15 protein-coding genes and 1 riboswitch are annotated in these 15,148 nt (G+C 48.3%); of the genes, 5 read left to right on the forward strand and 10 right to left on the reverse strand.

Annotation, left to right across the window (positions count from 1 at the left end; all coding sequences use genetic code 11):
* From UWK_RS04130 to UWK_RS18195, 3 genes are read right to left on the reverse strand one after another with little or no spacing between them, the layout of a single operon-like run.
* Positions 1 to 3,174, reverse strand: coding sequence for an efflux RND transporter permease subunit (locus tag UWK_RS04130; protein ID WP_015403087.1), 3,174 nt, complete (start codon positions 3,172 to 3,174; stop codon positions 1 to 3).
* Positions 3,174 to 4,409 (reverse strand): efflux RND transporter periplasmic adaptor subunit, encoded by a 1,236-nt coding sequence (locus tag UWK_RS04135; RefSeq protein ID WP_167320716.1) that lies wholly within the window; start codon positions 4,407 to 4,409, stop codon positions 3,174 to 3,176. The genes UWK_RS04130 and UWK_RS04135 overlap by 1 nt, the downstream gene beginning before the upstream one ends.
* Complete coding sequence (locus UWK_RS18195; protein WP_015403089.1) at positions 4,402 to 4,884, reverse strand: MarR family winged helix-turn-helix transcriptional regulator; 483 nt, start codon at positions 4,882 to 4,884, stop codon at positions 4,402 to 4,404. Before UWK_RS18195 ends, UWK_RS04135 begins: the two co-directional genes overlap by 8 nt.
* Before the next feature lie 187 nt (positions 4,885 to 5,071).
* Here UWK_RS18195 and UWK_RS19565 point away from each other — a divergent pair, with 187 nt between their 5' ends.
* Positions 5,072 to 5,221 carry a hypothetical protein gene (locus UWK_RS19565; RefSeq protein ID WP_015403090.1) on the forward strand — a complete coding sequence of 50 codons (150 nt, stop codon included), beginning with the start codon at positions 5,072 to 5,074 and terminating at the stop codon, positions 5,219 to 5,221.
* 12 nt (positions 5,222 to 5,233) lie between these two features.
* On the opposite strand, the gene UWK_RS04145 is transcribed toward UWK_RS19565, so the two are convergent.
* Together UWK_RS04145 and plsY are read right to left on the reverse strand one after the other, a co-directional pair.
* Positions 5,234 to 5,539, reverse strand: a complete 306-nt coding sequence (locus UWK_RS04145) for a J domain-containing protein (protein WP_015403091.1) — start codon at positions 5,537 to 5,539, stop codon at positions 5,234 to 5,236.
* Entirely contained in the window at positions 5,536 to 6,156 is a 621-nt protein-coding gene (plsY, locus tag UWK_RS04150) for a glycerol-3-phosphate 1-O-acyltransferase PlsY (protein WP_015403092.1), read from the reverse strand. The genes UWK_RS04145 and plsY overlap by 4 nt, the downstream gene beginning before the upstream one ends.
* An 87-nt stretch (positions 6,157 to 6,243) precedes the next feature.
* On the opposite strand from plsY, the gene def reads away from it, so the two are divergent.
* From def to UWK_RS04170, 4 genes are all read left to right on the forward strand, one after another.
* A complete protein-coding gene (def, locus tag UWK_RS04155) occupies positions 6,244 to 6,840 on the forward strand; it encodes a peptide deformylase (protein WP_015403093.1) in 597 nt (198 codons plus the stop codon).
* Positions 6,841 to 6,852: 12 nt separating this feature from the next.
* A complete protein-coding gene (gene fmt, locus UWK_RS04160) occupies positions 6,853 to 7,812 on the forward strand; it encodes a methionyl-tRNA formyltransferase (protein ID WP_015403094.1) in 960 nt (319 codons plus the stop codon).
* 3 nt (positions 7,813 to 7,815) lie between these two features.
* Positions 7,816 to 8,994: a nickel pincer cofactor biosynthesis protein LarC gene (larC, locus tag UWK_RS04165; protein WP_015403095.1), complete on the forward strand. Its 1,179-nt coding sequence runs from the start codon at positions 7,816 to 7,818 to the stop codon at positions 8,992 to 8,994.
* A 67-nt stretch (positions 8,995 to 9,061) separates the two neighbouring features.
* Entirely contained in the window at positions 9,062 to 9,523 is a 462-nt protein-coding gene (locus UWK_RS04170) for a phosphatidylglycerophosphatase A family protein (RefSeq protein ID WP_015403096.1), read from the forward strand.
* A gap of 270 nt (positions 9,524 to 9,793) precedes the next feature.
* On the opposite strand, the gene thiC is transcribed toward UWK_RS04170, so the two are convergent.
* The 5 genes from thiC to UWK_RS04195 form a co-directional block, all read right to left on the reverse strand.
* Complete coding sequence (gene thiC, locus UWK_RS04175; protein WP_015403097.1) at positions 9,794 to 11,656, reverse strand: phosphomethylpyrimidine synthase ThiC; 1,863 nt, start codon at positions 11,654 to 11,656, stop codon at positions 9,794 to 9,796.
* Positions 11,657 to 11,770: 114 nt separating this feature from the next.
* A riboswitch (TPP riboswitch) is annotated at positions 11,771 to 11,865 on the reverse strand.
* Positions 11,866 to 11,881: 16 nt separating this feature from the next.
* A complete protein-coding gene (gene thiD, locus UWK_RS04180) occupies positions 11,882 to 12,694 on the reverse strand; it encodes a bifunctional hydroxymethylpyrimidine kinase/phosphomethylpyrimidine kinase (protein WP_015403098.1) in 813 nt (270 codons plus the stop codon).
* Between the two features lie 12 nt (positions 12,695 to 12,706).
* On the reverse strand, positions 12,707 to 13,642 hold the full coding sequence (locus tag UWK_RS04185) for an ABC transporter substrate-binding protein (protein ID WP_015403099.1): 936 nt from the start codon (positions 13,640 to 13,642) through the stop codon (positions 12,707 to 12,709).
* Positions 13,643 to 13,653: 11 nt separating this feature from the next.
* On the reverse strand, positions 13,654 to 14,412 hold the full coding sequence (locus UWK_RS04190) for an ABC transporter permease (protein WP_015403100.1): 759 nt from the start codon (positions 14,410 to 14,412) through the stop codon (positions 13,654 to 13,656).
* Positions 14,399 to 15,145 (reverse strand): ABC transporter ATP-binding protein, encoded by a 747-nt coding sequence (locus UWK_RS04195; RefSeq protein WP_015403101.1) that lies wholly within the window; start codon positions 15,143 to 15,145, stop codon positions 14,399 to 14,401. The genes UWK_RS04190 and UWK_RS04195 overlap by 14 nt, the downstream gene beginning before the upstream one ends.
* Positions 15,146 to 15,148 lie beyond the last annotated feature (3 nt).

Consider the following 15,148-nt stretch of genomic DNA (forward strand, 5'->3'; position numbering starts at 1 on the left):
TTATTTTAGCGCCCTCGGTTCAACTTCCTCACGTGCAGGCCAAGTCCCACTTATCCCCTTCACTATAATTCTTCTGAAATCGTTCATGATAACCAGCAGACTCGGAATCAATATCAGCGTCAATCCAGTCGCAAAAACCACACCACCAGCAACAGACAGGGCCATGGGAATAAGAAATTTTGCCTGCATATCTGTTTCCACTATAAGCGGTGCCAGCCCTCCAACGGTACTGATCGATGTGAGAAAAATAGCACGAAACCGCCTGGCACCACCCTGAATAATTGCATCAAAGAGTTTCATTCCACCGCTGAGGTTCTCGTTGACCCGCTCTATCAGAACAATAGCATCATTAATCACTACTCCGGACAGGGCTACCATTCCAAAAATTGACATCATGGAAAGATTATAACCAAGAAGGAGATGTCCGATAATGGCGCCGATAATCCCGAAGGGAATGGTAAACATTATAATAAACGGCTGAAGATAGGAACGAAATATTGTAGCAATAATGACAAAGATCCCCACCATCGCTATGGGAAATCCTACTTTCAACGACGCAAAGGATTCCCTGGTATTTTTCTTGGAACCCTCCATGGCCAGATGAATACCTGGATACTTCGTCTTCAGTTCACGAAATGTTGTTCCCCCTAGTTCAGCAAAGATTTCATCGGCATTCGCCAGCCGGTTATTCACCTCCGCGGTCACCTGTATTCGACGCAAGCCGTCAGTACGCGTAATGGTAGAGTACCCTGGTGCAAAGCTGATATTTGCAACGGAAAGCAGGGGCACTTCACGACCGTCGAGTGTACGAATATGAACTTTCTCGAAGTCAGAAATACGACTCCTTTCAAAAGCCGTGTAGCGCACCTTCACCCGGATATCATCCTTGCCGCGCTGCAGACGAAAGGCTTCTCTTCCATAAAAACCTGCATTAATCTGTCCGGCAAGATCCTGTACGGTAAGTCCAAGAGGTGTCGCCTCAGGTTTCAGACTCAGCTGCAGTTCATTTTTACCCTGGGCATAATCAGAACGAATCTGATATACCCCCTGAAACTCAGTAAGTGCATCCTGCAAATCATCGGCAGCATTGAGCAGATTTTCCATATCACGGCCCTGAAGCCAGACCTCTATCTCAGCACCCGAAGGACCAGCCGCCATTCCTTCAAAGGAAAGACTTTTTACTCCCGGAATTCCACCTACTTCCTTTTCCCAGGCAATAAGCAGGTCATTTGAATGTACACCCCGTTTTTCCGATGGTAACAAGATAACCTGGATGGACCCCATATGAGGCCCCGTAGCCCCCATCTCTCCTGACAGGACCTGACCAACAAGGACTAATCGCTGCTGGACAAGAGGCTCCCCGCTAATTGTTTTTGTCTTTTCAGCCAGACGATCAAAAGCCGCCTCGATCTGCTTCAATGCCTGACTCGTGACATCAGGAGGCGTTCCTTCCGGGAATTCAACGGTGGAAGTAATAACAAAACCGTCAAGTTTTGGAAAAACCTGAAATTTAACAAGCCCCCCCTTGACCAGTCCCACACTGAGTATAAGTACGGATATGGCCACAGCCAGTGAAACATAGCGCCAGTTCAGAACTATATTAATAAAAGGTACATAACGTTTTTCTATAAAGGTCTCAAGCCCGGTACTTACAGACGCACGCCCTCGTTCTATAAGGGCAAAAGGGGCCCACAATTTCTTTGGTTTATTCAAGTCCGGCAAATGACTCAGATGTGCAGGCAGAAGCAGCAGTGATTCAACGAGGGAAATCAGGAGACAGGCAATAACCACCACAGGTAAAATGGCGACAAACTTGCCCATGGTTCCTCCGACAAAAGAGAGTGGAATAAAAGCAACTATAGTGGTTGTTACAGCCGCCAGTACCGGCATGGCAACCTCCGACACTCCACTTATCGCCGCTTGAAGTGGAGGTTCACCCCGTTTTCTATGCACATAAATGGCCTCTCCAACGACAATTGCATCATCCACCACGATTCCAAGTACCATAATAAGGCCAAAGAGTGAGATCATATTGATGGTGGCGTCAGTTGACCAGAGAATAAACATGGCCCCGGCAATGGAGATGGGAATCCCCAGACCTGCCCAGAAGGACAGCCGCATATCAAGAAAAAGCCAAAGCATGAAAAAAACCAGACAGAGGCCAATAATCCCATTCCGGGTAAGGAGGTTTATGCGGGAACGAAGCGAATCGGTGGTGTCATAAAAAACTGAGATATGAACCCCCGGTGGCAAAACCTTTTCTTTTTCTGCAACAAATGCCTGCACCTCGTTGGAAATCTTAATGGCATCTTCATCTTCAGTTTTAGAGATCTGAACAAACATTGCCGGTTGATCATCGATGGTTGCAAAAATAGGATCTTCAATAAAACCATCGCGGATGACTGCTATACGATCAAGGGTAATGATCTCGCCACCAGGACTCGCCAGCACCACTATTTCTGCCAGTTCCTCACCCGTGTACTTACGCCCCACCGTCCTTATCCTGATGTCCTCACCGACTGTGCGGAGAGTTCCTCCTGACTGGTTGAGGCTGGACTTACGCACCACTGAGGCAACCTGATCAAAAGTTAATCCGTATCTCCGTAGCTTTTCCTCCGAAATCTCAATTGCAATTTCATAGTCTCGGGTTCCATAAGCCTCCACCTGAGAGATGAGTGGACTCAATTTCACCTCATCCTTAATATCCTCTCCCCATTGCTTAAGCTGTTTTTCGCTCAGATCTCCTGACAGTGCGAGCAGCATCACCACCTGTTTGCGGACAATCTCACGAATAATAGGTTTCTCTGCATCAACAGGAAGATTCGAGATGGCATTCACATGGGACCGCACCTTATCCAGCACCTCAGCAGTGTCATGTCCATCTTTGACATCAATGGTAACAGAAGCCATATTCTCCATGGATTTAGTGGTATACTGGTCAATTCCCTGAATGGATTCCAGTGCTTCTTCTATCTTTTGATTAATACCCTCCTCCACTTCCTCTGGGTCAGCTCCAGGATAGGGAACGGTAATAACTATTTTATCAATGGAGAACTCCGGAAAGCTCTCCCGGACCATCATTTTTGTCGCCAGAAATCCTGCAAAAAAGATCAAGAGAAGAAGGATATTGGCAAAAACCGTGTTACGGGCAAAAGAGGCAAGCAGATTATTCATTACTTCTCACCCTCGGGAGATGGTGTGGCTGTTTGTATGACGTCAACAAGACTGCGTTCAAGAGGATTGACAAGGCGAGTAGTAACAACCATATCGCCCTGATCCAAACCATCGTTGACATATGCCTTGTTATCCTGAACTCTGGCGACCTTCACAGGAACAGTCTCCAGACGGCCGTCACGAACAACGTAGACAGTGTTTTCAAAACTGACAGCCCAGCGTGGCAAGCCCACCACCTTCTTCATCGTTCCACCAGGAATTACCACCCGGCAGAACATTCCTGAAACCAGGGGCATTGGTATGTTTTTCTCAGCAAACTGCTTGGAATCGAGCCGTAGAACCACCTTCACCGTTCGAGTCTTCTGGTCAAAAAAACTGACTCTGTTCATAGTGGCCACAGCCCTGTTACCTGCATCTTCAGTCCAGACAACTTCGCACTCTACGGGTTTCACTGCCGAAAACCACGCATCAGATCCTGCCGATGCCGACTGTGCCACCTTGTTTTCTGAAAACTGCAGCCAGGCAAAGGCATCACGACTGTCGAGTGGCACTTCAAGTTCCAACACAGAGTCATCCGCCAGTCCGAGAACAATCTTTCCCGGTGCCACATACTGCCCTTTCTCAATATTTTTTGAGGTAATCCGGCAGGTAAAGGGAGCATAGACCATACAGCGCTCAAGATTAATTTCAGCCCGAATCATGGCCTGCTGGACCTGAGCCAGCTTGTCAGCGGAATTGTTCGCTGCCTGCTCAGCTTTTTCTACTCCTGCTCTGGTTCCAACTTTATTTTTTTCAAACAGAATTCTGGCACGTTCCAGTTCTTTCGCCGTGAGCTCTTTATCCCGTTTCAAAATAGCAAGGCGTGCCCTGTTAGACTCATAGTCGTTGCGATAATCCCGATCATCTATTGCAAAAAGCAATTCCCCTTTTGCTATCACCTCACCGGTCTGCAACCGGGGATGTACCTCAACAACGGATCCTGCTACCTCGGCAGCAATTTCCACCATACGAATGGACCGCAACTCGCCATGAGCCTCTATGGACACAGGGACATCTGCAAACATGGCTGCAACTGCTGCCACCTTGAGAGGTCGCTCTACCTGAACAGCATGGCTGGGAGCCTTTTTTCTGCTTTTTAAGAATCTAAAACCACCCAATCCAATCAGTAGAATAATAAGACAGGCAACAACTCGAATAATTACAGTTGTGCGCATACTGTTTTTTTGTTCACTCATGATCATTTACTCTTTCCTGTTTTGATAATACCTGCTCAACACGTTCAAGCACTTCACACCACTTCTGCGCCGTCTCCGGGCCCACTTTTTCAACCAGATCAAGAAAGGCGGCCAGAACTGCTTCCTCCATCTTTTCTGCTTGTACTGCAGCCATTTTTGACAGATGAACCACAACCTTTCGTCTATCCTCAATACTCCGTTCACGATGTACAAACCCCTTGTCTTCCAGGCGATCAACCATACATGATGCCGAAGGCGGCGAGACATTCAACTTTTCGGCAAGATGTGAGATTGTGCTTTTCCCGCAGCCATGCAAGGTCATAAGCATCTGCACCTGAGCCGTAGACAGTTCCTCTCCCTGGCAACATACGCGCCCACTGTGGAGACCGGACTGGATGGAAAAAACATGATCTTTCAGTTTGCGCCCGGCACTGGCGATAAAGCGCGCCTGCTCAACCGTTTTTTCGTTAGTCATATACTTTTCACTTCACTGTAATAAAAAAAAAAACACTCAAATTTACTTAGGAGAACTAAATACTAGCCACCCTAAGCAATTTCTGTCAAGAATATTTCTCAAAAATAAAGAAATAAGAGGGAGTGGTCGATAAAGATAACAGAGGATTGGAAATGTAAATCACCCGCCAGGAAAGGAGGGAGTAGCGATGACCAGCCAAGAAGCAATTCGGGTTTTGATGCTCAGTCCCATCTATTTCAGACTCACACCGGCAGATCGCAGACAACTTATCCGGGAATACTGCAACCTGTTTACCCAGGTGTGCAAACGGCGACAACGTGCAAAGAAAGAAGAATGATAAACACTTATTTTACTTTTTTCCCCAAAGAGGATCCTGCCCAAACCTGTCCATCCACCAATCTTCCGGTTCCAGCGCCTCACCGTCCAGTGGAACCAGAGGAATCCTGAACTGATTATAATAATTCATCAGCACGTCGTAAGCTCTGGTCAGTCGGCGCATCAAATCACCCTTGGCCCTGTCGTTACCCACGATATCGGGGTGATTTTCTTTACACTTGCTGCGATAGCTGCGCTTAATCTCTCCAAGAGTCGCACGATCTCCAAGTCCTAGAAGTTCCTTGGCCTCAAAGATAGCATCCCAGTCTGACCTGGTCATTGTGCCCCCTTTGTCTTCCAGCTTTTTTCCTCACCCCTTCGCAGTCTAGCAATATTGGAACTGTGTTTTATCCAGATCAGGACGGCAATCACCGCAGCACAGAAAAAGGTGGAAAAACTTCCACCAAGCATCAGAATCAGAAACGGGATCATCCCGGCGGCCGCTAGTGACCCGGCTGAGACAAAACCAGAAACACCAACCACCGCAATAAAAATGATCAGGGCAATACAAATGGCCCAGGGTGAAAAGAAGAGGAAAACCCCAAGGGCCGTGGCCACTCCTTTACCGCCTTTAAATCCAAGATATATGGAAAACATATGACCAAGCACCGCTGCAAGTCCACACAATCCGACAAAAAGCTCCCAGTTATCACCCATGGGCAGGAGGATAGAGGCAACAAAAACCGGAAAAAAGCCCTTGGCCACATCGCAGAGCAGAGTGAGTATACCAAGTTTTTTTCCGAGTACCCGATTGACGTTGGTAGCCCCGATATTTCCACTTCCTTCATCGCGGACATCTTTTCCTACCATGCGGCCAAAAAGAAGGCCAAAGGGAATCGCTCCTGTCAGATAACTTAAGAGAAGTGCGGCAATAAGTGTTATCAGCGTTATAGTCATGACTTTTATACTTTTACAGAGTGTTGATTGAAGCGTTGATATTGACTGATTTGACATTAGCGCATATCTTATGGAAAAACAACGTTGATGCGGAAAGACTGTCCCTGTGGTATGTTTTCGTCATCTTCCGTTATTACTGACTTTAATCAGCGAACCATAAATTACAAATATACCATGAGCCTGCTTCCCATTCTTACATTTCCCAACCCGGTTCTTCGTCAAAAAGCAAAAAAGGTTGCTGTTTTTGACGAGTCCCTGCAAACTCTCGTTTCTGACATGATTGAGACGATGTACGACGCACCCGGCGTTGGCCTGGCCGCCCCGCAGATCGGAGAGTCCGTTCAACTCATCGTTGTCAATGCTGCCAGGGATCCTGATGTTCAGGAGTCCATGGTGATGGTCAATCCCGAAATCACCGAAAGAGAAGGCGAACAGATCGATGAGGAAGGATGTCTTTCTGTCATTGACCTCACCTCCTCTGTTAAACGAAGCAAAAAAATCACTGTCTGTTATCAGGACATTAGGGGTGGCAAACAGGAACTGACAGTGGAAGACCGCTTTGCCGTAGTCCTGCAGCACGAAATCGATCATCTCAATGGTATCCTCTTTATCGATCATCTCAGTTCTCTGAAACGAACGCTCTATAAAAAGAAAGTTAAGAAGATGCTTGCCGCCCAAAAATAAAAGAACCCATTTATGCCAGAAACAGACAAAACTTTCCGCATCATCTTTATGGGCACTCCTGATTTTTCTGTGCCTGCCCTGCAGGGGTTGATTGACGGTCCTGACCAGGTAGTAGCGGTCATCACCCAACCTGACCGCCCCAAGGGACGTGGCAAAAAGCTGACTCCACCTCCGGTAAAGGTACTTGCCCAATCCGCTGCCATCCCTGTGCTGCAGCCAACAAAGATAAAAACCGCGGCATTTGCCGATGAATTGCGCGCTTTTAACCCGGATTTAATTATTGTCGCAGCCTATGGTCGAATCCTACCCTCCTCCATTCTTAATTTACCACCCCTTGGCTGCATCAACATCCATGGATCACTGCTGCCACGGCATCGGGGAGCTGCTCCCATCCAATGGGCGATCCTGGCAGGTGACAAGGAGGCAGGAGTTACCATCATGGAGATGGATGAGGGAATGGACACCGGAGCCATGCTGCTTCCCGCCTCTGTCCCGGTTAGCATAAACGAAACTGCTGGAGGTCTCTTCACAAAGCTGTCAGAGCTTGGTGGTACAACCCTGTTAAAAGCTCTCGATCTTTTACGCCAGGACAAACTCCCTCCCATTGAGCAGGAGCACAGTCTTGCCACTGAAGCTCCTCCCCTGAAAAAAGAATATGGTGCCATCGACTGGAACAAATCGGCCTGGGAAATTCATTGTCTTATTCGTGGCATGGATCCCTGGCCCACAGCTTACAGTTTTCTGGACGGGACGCGCTTCCGATTCTTTGCCCCCGAACTGACCGACAGATCCTGTACCCAGACACCGGGAAGTATTATTCAGGCAGATCGTAACGGTCTCCTCCTTGCTACGGGTGACGGAGCACTGCTCATCCATGAAATCCAGCCGGAAGGCAAGAAACGCATGAGTGTGGAGGCCTACCTCTGCGGCCACCTCCTCGAAACCGGACAGACATTCAGGTCAGAGCAATAACTGATGCACCCCTCTGTCACAACCCTCGCCTATCTGGATTGTTTTTCAGGAATCAGTGGTGACATGCTTCTTGGAGCCCTCCTCCATGCCGGACTTAAGGAAAAAGCACTCCTGGAAAAACTTGCAGGAATCAGAGGAATCGATTTTAAGCTCTCCATTGAAAACCAGCTCCGTTCCGGGATCAGCTGCAAGCAGGTAACAATCCACTCCCCCTCGGCCCAGCAATTCAGGCATCTCAAAAACATTCTTGACCTTCTTGAGAACTCAAATCTTTCAGAAATGCTGGTTCAAAAAGCGTCGGCAATATTCACTCGTCTTGCTGAAGCAGAAGCAAAAGTCCACAATGTAGCTGTTGACCAGATCCACTTCCACGAAGTAGGTGCCGTCGATACCATTGTCGATATCGTCGGTAGTCTGATAGGACTTGAGGAACTTGGCATCGAAAAAATCGTATGCTCTCCGCTCCCTATGGGACAGGGTTCTGTTCGTTGTGCCCACGGAAACCTCCCCCTGCCGGCCCCAGCAGTCTGTGAATTGCTACTCGACACACCCGTCTATGGCGTTGACCAGGAAAAAGAACTGATTACCCCAACAGGTGCCGTTTTGGCCACGGGATTAGCCAGTTCTTTTGGTAAAATTCCGGCCATGACAGTGAAGGCCATCGGTTACGGAGCCGGAAATCATACACTGAATGGGGACCAACCCAATCTCCTGCGACTTATAGTTGGTGAAGCAATTTTGGTGCAGGAGAGCGATGTAGTGGAGGTCATTGAGACAAACCTTGATGATTGGAACAGTGAAGGGTTCCCCTACCTCTGTGATCGACTTTTCGCACGGGGTGCACTCGATATATCACTCAGCCCCCTGATCATGAAAAAAGGCAGGCCAGGCCAACTGTTACGGGTTATTTGCGAACCTGTTCGTGGGCTTGAACTGAAACAGATCATTCTTTCAGAAACAACGGCCATCGGTGTTCGCTTTCGGAAAGAAGAACGCATGACTCTTCCCCGGGAGAAAATTATGGTCTCAACACCATGGGGAGAGATTGTGGCAAAGAAGGTGCACACACCTGAAGGGACAGTGATTTATCCGGAATATGAGGCCTGCAGGGAGGTCGCGGAAAAAAACCAGATCCCGCTTGCCCGGGTCTATCGTAGCATTTGCGGAACTGAAGAACGCTGACACTCCTTCAGTTGTCCATCATTATAAGTCGGGGTTCCCCCCACAAGAAAGTAAACGGATAAAACAAATGGATAAAATCATCATGTTTCTGGCCACGGGATTCTACAGTGGCAATCTCCCCAAAATTCCAGGCACCTGGGGATCTCTCGCCGCCCTTGTCCCCTGGTTCTTTGTGCGTAACCTGTCCATTCCAACCTATCTTGCTACGGTGGGTGTCATCTTTGTAATTGGCTGTATTCTCGCAGGATCAGCAGAAAAGATACTTGACCAGGCCGACGCCGGCCCCATTGTCATCGATGAATTTGTCGGCATGTTTATTACCCTTATTGCCGCCCCGAATCATCCAGTAGCTTGGATTCTCGGTTTCCTTCTCTTTCGCTTTTTTGATATACTCAAACCCTTTCCATGCTCGTGGTTTGACCAGAATATCCATGGCGGCTTCGGGATTATGATGGACGATGTTATTGCAGGAATCTACGCCCTTATCAGTCTGCAACTCCTCTGGATGCTCGGAAGCAAAATCAGCTAACCCGCATTTCTCATCAACATTACATAAATTTTGAGTTAGCATTGTAAGGACGATTGGTTGAACGAACTGTAGTGATGCCAAAATATTTACACAATGTTCACCAAAGGTCAGCCCAGGCGACGCCATCTTTTTCAGTATTTTATCAGTAAATATAGCTCACTATGATTTACTGATAAAAACTTCAAACCTGACATCGCCTGGACTGATGAGAAATACGGGCTAACATCTCGCTCCACCCATTTTTTAGCATTAGAAGCCCGCCATCACTCCCTATGCCCCCTGCTTGTACAGCTGGCAACCAGACTGGATAAACTCATCTGCCTTCTCCTTCATTCCTGTGGCAACAGCATCCTGCTTATCCGCCTCCAAAGACTTTGCGTAGTCCCGCACTTCATGGGAAATCTTCATGGAACAAAATTTAGGGCCACACATGGAGCAGAAATGAGCCACCTTAGCGTTGGAATGGGGTAAGGTTTTGTCATGAAACTCCACCGCCTTTTCTGGATCAAGAGAAAGGTTAAACTGATCCTGCCAACGAAACTCAAACCGTGCCCGGGATAATGCATTATCACGGTACTGTGCTCCAGGATGGCCCTTTGCCAGATCCGCCGCATGGGCTGCCAGTTTAAAGGTAACCACACCTTCACGCACATCTTCACGATCAGGAAGTCCAAGGTGCTCTTTTGGCGTCACATAGCAGAGCATTGCCGTTCCATACCAACCGATCATGGCAGCACCGATTGCACTGGTTATATGATCGTAACCGGGCGCGATATCGGTGACCAGAGGTCCAAGTGTATAAAAGGGCGCCTCCCCGCAGGCCTTCAGCTGCCTCTCCATATTCTCTTTAATCATATGCATGGGAACGTGGCCTGGGCCTTCAATAAAGGTCTGGACATCATGTTTCCACGCCAGTTGAGTCAATTGACCCAATGTGTCCAGTTCACCAAACTGTGCCTCGTCGTTAGCATCCTGAAGACAACCAGGACGAAGGCCATCACCGAGTGAAAAACCGACATCATATTGCTTCAGCAACTCACATGTTTCTTCGAAATGGGTATAGAGGAAACTTTCTGTGTGGTGTGCCAGACACCATTTAGCCATAATACTGCCGCCACGACTCACTATACCCGTGGTACGTTTCGCTGTCATGGGAACATGGTGAAGTCTCAGTCCTGCATGAATGGTGAAATAACTTACCCCCTGTTCACACTGTTCGATCAGGGTATCCTTAAAGATCTCCCAGGTGAGCTCTTCAGCCCTGCCATCAACCTTCTCCAGAGCCTGATAAATTGGAACAGTGCCAATGGGTACGGGTGAGTTGCGCAGAATCCACTCCCGGGTTTCATGAATGTTCTTACCGGTGGAAAGATCCATCACCGTATCAGCACCCCACCGGGTGGCCCATACCATCTTTTCCACTTCCTCTTCAATAGATGAGGTAATCGCGGAATTACCGATATTGGCATTGATCTTCACCAGAAAATTTCTCCCGATTATCATGGGCTCAGCCTCAGGATGATTGATACTGCAAGGCAGCACCGCCCTTCTCGATGCAATTTCATCACGCACGAATTCAGGTGTTATATGGGTCATTGGTGTGTTGGCACCAAAACTCTGCCCCGGATGTTGAAACATCTCCTCCCGCAGCTCATCAATACGCTGATTCTCACGAATGGCTACATACTCCATTTCTGGAGTAATAATCCCCTGACGGGCATAATGGAGCTGGGTGACATTCTTTCCAGCTCTGGCTCTCAGGGGTTTTTTCACATCCTGAAAACGGAGGTGATCCAGATCTGAATTATAAAGCCGTTCCTTACCAAAGATTGAAGACAAATCATTAAGCTGCTCCACGTCCCCTCGGTCCATGATCCACTTTTCACGCAGCCTGGGCAACCCTTTGCGCACGTCAAGCTCGACATCTGGATCGGAATAGGGGCCACTGGTGTCATACACCGTTACCACAGAACCGCAGCCACCGGGGCCCTTAATGGCAGCATCTTCAACACTGATCTCCCGCATGGCAACCTTAATGTCATGGAGTTTTCCCGGGACGTAGATTTTTCTTGAACTGGCGAAAGGTGTTCGGGTAATGGTTTCTGAGTTCGGAAGTTTTTCTGTATTATCCATAAAATTCCTCTTTTGATGCGAAATAATAAACGGCCACAAACAGAAGCCTTATACTTCAGATTATTATTGACAAGAAAAGGGAAAGGTGTGCAGGAATGACAACAGGATGGTTCTTTTGTTTGCAGCAACTTTCCCTACGACTTGATTACAAGTATCAGGTTCAAGGGGTTTACTCTCAGCCGAAATTTTCGGCACCCCCAAGTTTTTTACTACTCTACTACATTTTCAAATATTCCACCAGTCATGGAAATGATGTACTGGCCCATGACCTGATCCTATCTTTACCTCGGCGCCACCCAGCAGTGCCCCATCGATGTAAATCTTGGCTTTACGCACTGCAGCTGCAAGCTCCATCCCCCTGGCCAGACAAGCAGCAATAGCTGAGGAAATGGTACAACCTGTGCCGTGGCTGTTGCGGGTATCAATCCGAGGACTCTCAAGTTTCAGCAACTCTCCACTCGACCCGTCATAAAAATAATCCACGCTGACAGAATCCGAAAGAGCACCTCCTTTGAGGAATACCCGGCCGCACCCCAGATCAGTCAGATCCCGGCAGGCATCGGCCATTTGTGACTGCTCCGTTATATCTCTGCCAAGCAGTATGGATGCCTCTGCAAGATTGGGAGTGATAACGGTAGCCATCGGAAAAAGAAACATTTTCAGAGCCTGGACGGCATCGTCCTGGAGAAGCTTATCACCATTCCTGGTAACCATAACAGGATCAAGCACTAACGTTTTACAATCATAACGCTGCAGAGACTCAGCCACAACCCCTATCACCTCAGGAGAATGAAGCATCCCGATCTTTACCGCATCTGCTCCAATATCAGTCATAACCGCATCCATCTGCAGAGCGATGAATTCCGGGGGAACAGCCTGAATCCCCAACACCCTCACCGTGTTCTGGGCGGTTAATGCAGTTATCACCGTCATCCCATAACAGCCAAGGGCTGAAAAAGTTTTCAAATCTGCCTGTATTCCCGCGCCGCCACCACTGTCGGATCCGGCAATGGTCAACGCCCTGTAGTAGTTCTTCATGGCTGCTCTCTTCTACCAGATATGAATCAGATCTTCTGTAACGACAGGCTTTTCAATCAGACCATGCTGCAGAGAGAAATCGGCAAATTGCTGCCAGGCAGCAGCATTCGAACCACCGGGAGCAGCATAAAACGGGAGAGTCAGATGAAAGGCATCGGTTTCAACTTTCGCATCAGCCTCCGGCAGGGCTTTAAGGTAGGTTTCCAATGCCTCCTCCGGGTGCTTACGCAGATAGGCAGTTGCTGTTTCCACTGCCTGTATAAAGCTTCTGATACTCTCTTTCTTCTCAGTAAGGGTCTTTGCACCGCAGACAAAGATCAACTCCTCATAATCAGGAATCCCCCACTTCTCCAACTCAAAGTAATCTGCCTCAAGATTCTGGTGTGCCATGGTCACGGTCTCATAAGTTTTAAAAGGTCCCATCACTGCATCCACATTTCCAGCAACCAATGCAGGGACGATGGTAAATCCTACATTGATCGCCTCATAATTTTCCACTCCATTAATGGACATAAAGGCCTTGAGCATAACATCCATAAGTCCGGGAACTGTATAACCGATCTTCTTTCCTTCAAGATCCTTGGGGGTTTTTATTTTTTCACTTTTCAAAAAAAGGAGCGTGGTCAACGGATGCTCAATGAGTCTCCCCACCACTTTGACGTCAAGCCCCGCAGACGCGGCAATAATGGTTTGAGGCTCATAGGAGACTGCCATATCCACATTTCCTGAAGCAGCCAGCTTTAAGCCATCGGCCGTCTCGGAGGGTGAAATAATTTCCACCTCCAGTCCCCTCTCCGCAAACAGCCCTTTCTCCTGAGCGACATAGATTGGCAAATGATCAATATTGGGAAACCAGTCCAGCATCAGCGTCAGCTTCTGGGCCGATGCTGAACCTGCGAAAAAGAAGAATGCACAAATGACGACGATTGCAGATAGTTGTTTTCTCATGACTCAATATCCTACTCTAAGATTTGTTGGTTATTTCTCCAGAAAATACTCTTTTTTTCAAGCCAGCCAACGCCGTACCAGAGCAGCAGTCCCATAAGAGACAGCCACAGAATAACAGCAAAGACCAGATCTACTTTCAAACGGGCATTGGCCTGGATCATCAAAAAGCCAAGACCACTTTGAGCGCCCACCCACTCTCCTATTACTGCTCCAATGGTCGCCACCGTAACCCCCACCCGAAGACCTGCAAAAAAATGGGGCAGAGCCCAGGGCCAGTAGAGAAGACGCATGGTCTGCCAGAACCCCGCCCCCATCAGGCGAAAGAGAACCCGAAATTCACGATCACATCCCTTGAACCCCTCAAGAAGACTTACAGTGATAGGGAAAAAAATTATGATTGCCGCCATTAAGATCTTCCCTGCCACTCCGTACCCCAACCAAACAACCAGTAAGGGAGCTAAAGCAAAGACGGGTATGGCCTGAGAAGTCACAAGAAAGGGAGAAAGTGCCTTTTCCAGCCAGGGGAAGGCAAACATTCCCATGGCAAGAGGGATAGCCACCGCCAGGGCCAAAACTATACCACAGATAATTTCCAGTCCGGTGGTCATAGCATGGGGCAGAATCAGAGGAGCCCTTAACACAGCGGTGGACATAATAATCGAAGGGGGCGGCAGGATAAACACAGGAATGGTAAAAATCCAGCAGGCCACTTCCCACAGACCAAGGAGCAAGATCAGTATTGCAAGAGCGAGAAAGTTAGAACGAGCCATGATCAATATCTTCCCCCAGCCTCTTCATAATCATATCCTTCATGGCCAGTAGTTGCGGAGTATTAAGTCTTCCAGGTTTATCACCATGGAGCACTATTTTCTCGATTATCCTCATGGGCTTTGCACTGAGGAGATAGAGATCATCGGCTAACAAAAGGGCCTCATCCACGTCATGAGTAATCATAAGAAGGGTCCTGTCAAACTCGCTCTGAAGCAGAAGCAGAAGAGACTGAAGGCGCTTTCTCGTGATAGCATCGAGCGCCGAAAGCGGTTCGTCGAGCAAAACCAGATCCCGATTAAACATCAAGGTTCTCACTAGAGCACAGCGTTGCCGCATCCCTCCGGACACCTGATACGGCAGGTACTTTTCGTAGCCTGAAAGCCCAAGTCTGGAAAATAACTGCATGGCTCGTGACCTGGCCTGTTTCAGGTCCTCTCTTCCTGTCCTCGAAGGCAACAGGCTGTTCTCCAACAAGGAAAACCATGGTAGCAGCAAGTCTTTCTGGTGCATATAGGCTGCCAGATCTCCGAGATGAGCCACCTCACTTTCCTGCCACAGTATTCGCCCTTCATCGGGCGCAGTAACCCCGGTGAGGACATCAAAAAGGGTACTCTTACCACAGCCAGAGGGACCTATCAGCACAGCAAACCGATTCCGGGTCACAGTAAGATCAAAACCGGAAAAGACCGGTTGCTGATCAAAAACCTTGCTTAATCCAGAGACAGAAAGCATCTT

The sequence above is a fragment of the Desulfocapsa sulfexigens DSM 10523 genome, assembly GCF_000341395.1.
Lineage (GTDB): Bacteria > Desulfobacterota > Desulfobulbia > Desulfobulbales > Desulfocapsaceae > Desulfocapsa > Desulfocapsa sulfexigens.

What these genes read in the sequence shown, in the direction of transcription:
- UWK_RS04130 (WP_015403087.1), bottom strand. Translation starts at nt 3,174, where the DNA reads ATGAATAATCTGCTTGCCTCTTTTGCCCGTAACACGGTTTTTGCCAAT.
- UWK_RS04135 (WP_167320716.1), bottom strand. Translation starts at nt 4,409, where the DNA reads ATGAGTGAACAAAAAAACAGTATGCGCACAACTGTAATTATTCGAGTT.
- UWK_RS18195 (WP_015403089.1), bottom strand. Translation starts at nt 4,884, where the DNA reads ATGACTAACGAAAAAACGGTTGAGCAGGCGCGCTTTATCGCCAGTGCC.
- UWK_RS19565 (WP_015403090.1), top strand. Translation starts at nt 5,072, where the DNA reads ATGACCAGCCAAGAAGCAATTCGGGTTTTGATGCTCAGTCCCATCTAT.
- UWK_RS04145 (WP_015403091.1), bottom strand. Translation starts at nt 5,539, where the DNA reads ATGACCAGGTCAGACTGGGATGCTATCTTTGAGGCCAAGGAACTTCTA.
- plsY (WP_015403092.1), bottom strand. Translation starts at nt 6,156, where the DNA reads ATGACTATAACGCTGATAACACTTATTGCCGCACTTCTCTTAAGTTAT.
- def (WP_015403093.1), top strand. Translation starts at nt 6,244, where the DNA reads ATGCGGAAAGACTGTCCCTGTGGTATGTTTTCGTCATCTTCCGTTATT.
- fmt (WP_015403094.1), top strand. Translation starts at nt 6,853, where the DNA reads ATGCCAGAAACAGACAAAACTTTCCGCATCATCTTTATGGGCACTCCT.
- larC (WP_015403095.1), top strand. Translation starts at nt 7,816, where the DNA reads ATGCACCCCTCTGTCACAACCCTCGCCTATCTGGATTGTTTTTCAGGA.
- UWK_RS04170 (WP_015403096.1), top strand. Translation starts at nt 9,062, where the DNA reads ATGGATAAAATCATCATGTTTCTGGCCACGGGATTCTACAGTGGCAAT.
- thiC (WP_015403097.1), bottom strand. Translation starts at nt 11,656, where the DNA reads ATGGATAATACAGAAAAACTTCCGAACTCAGAAACCATTACCCGAACA.
- thiD (WP_015403098.1), bottom strand. Translation starts at nt 12,694, where the DNA reads ATGAAGAACTACTACAGGGCGTTGACCATTGCCGGATCCGACAGTGGT.
- UWK_RS04185 (WP_015403099.1), bottom strand. Translation starts at nt 13,642, where the DNA reads ATGAGAAAACAACTATCTGCAATCGTCGTCATTTGTGCATTCTTCTTT.
- UWK_RS04190 (WP_015403100.1), bottom strand. Translation starts at nt 14,412, where the DNA reads ATGGCTCGTTCTAACTTTCTCGCTCTTGCAATACTGATCTTGCTCCTT.
- UWK_RS04195 (WP_015403101.1), bottom strand. Translation starts at nt 15,145, where the DNA reads ATGCTTTCTGTCTCTGGATTAAGCAAGGTTTTTGATCAGCAACCGGTC.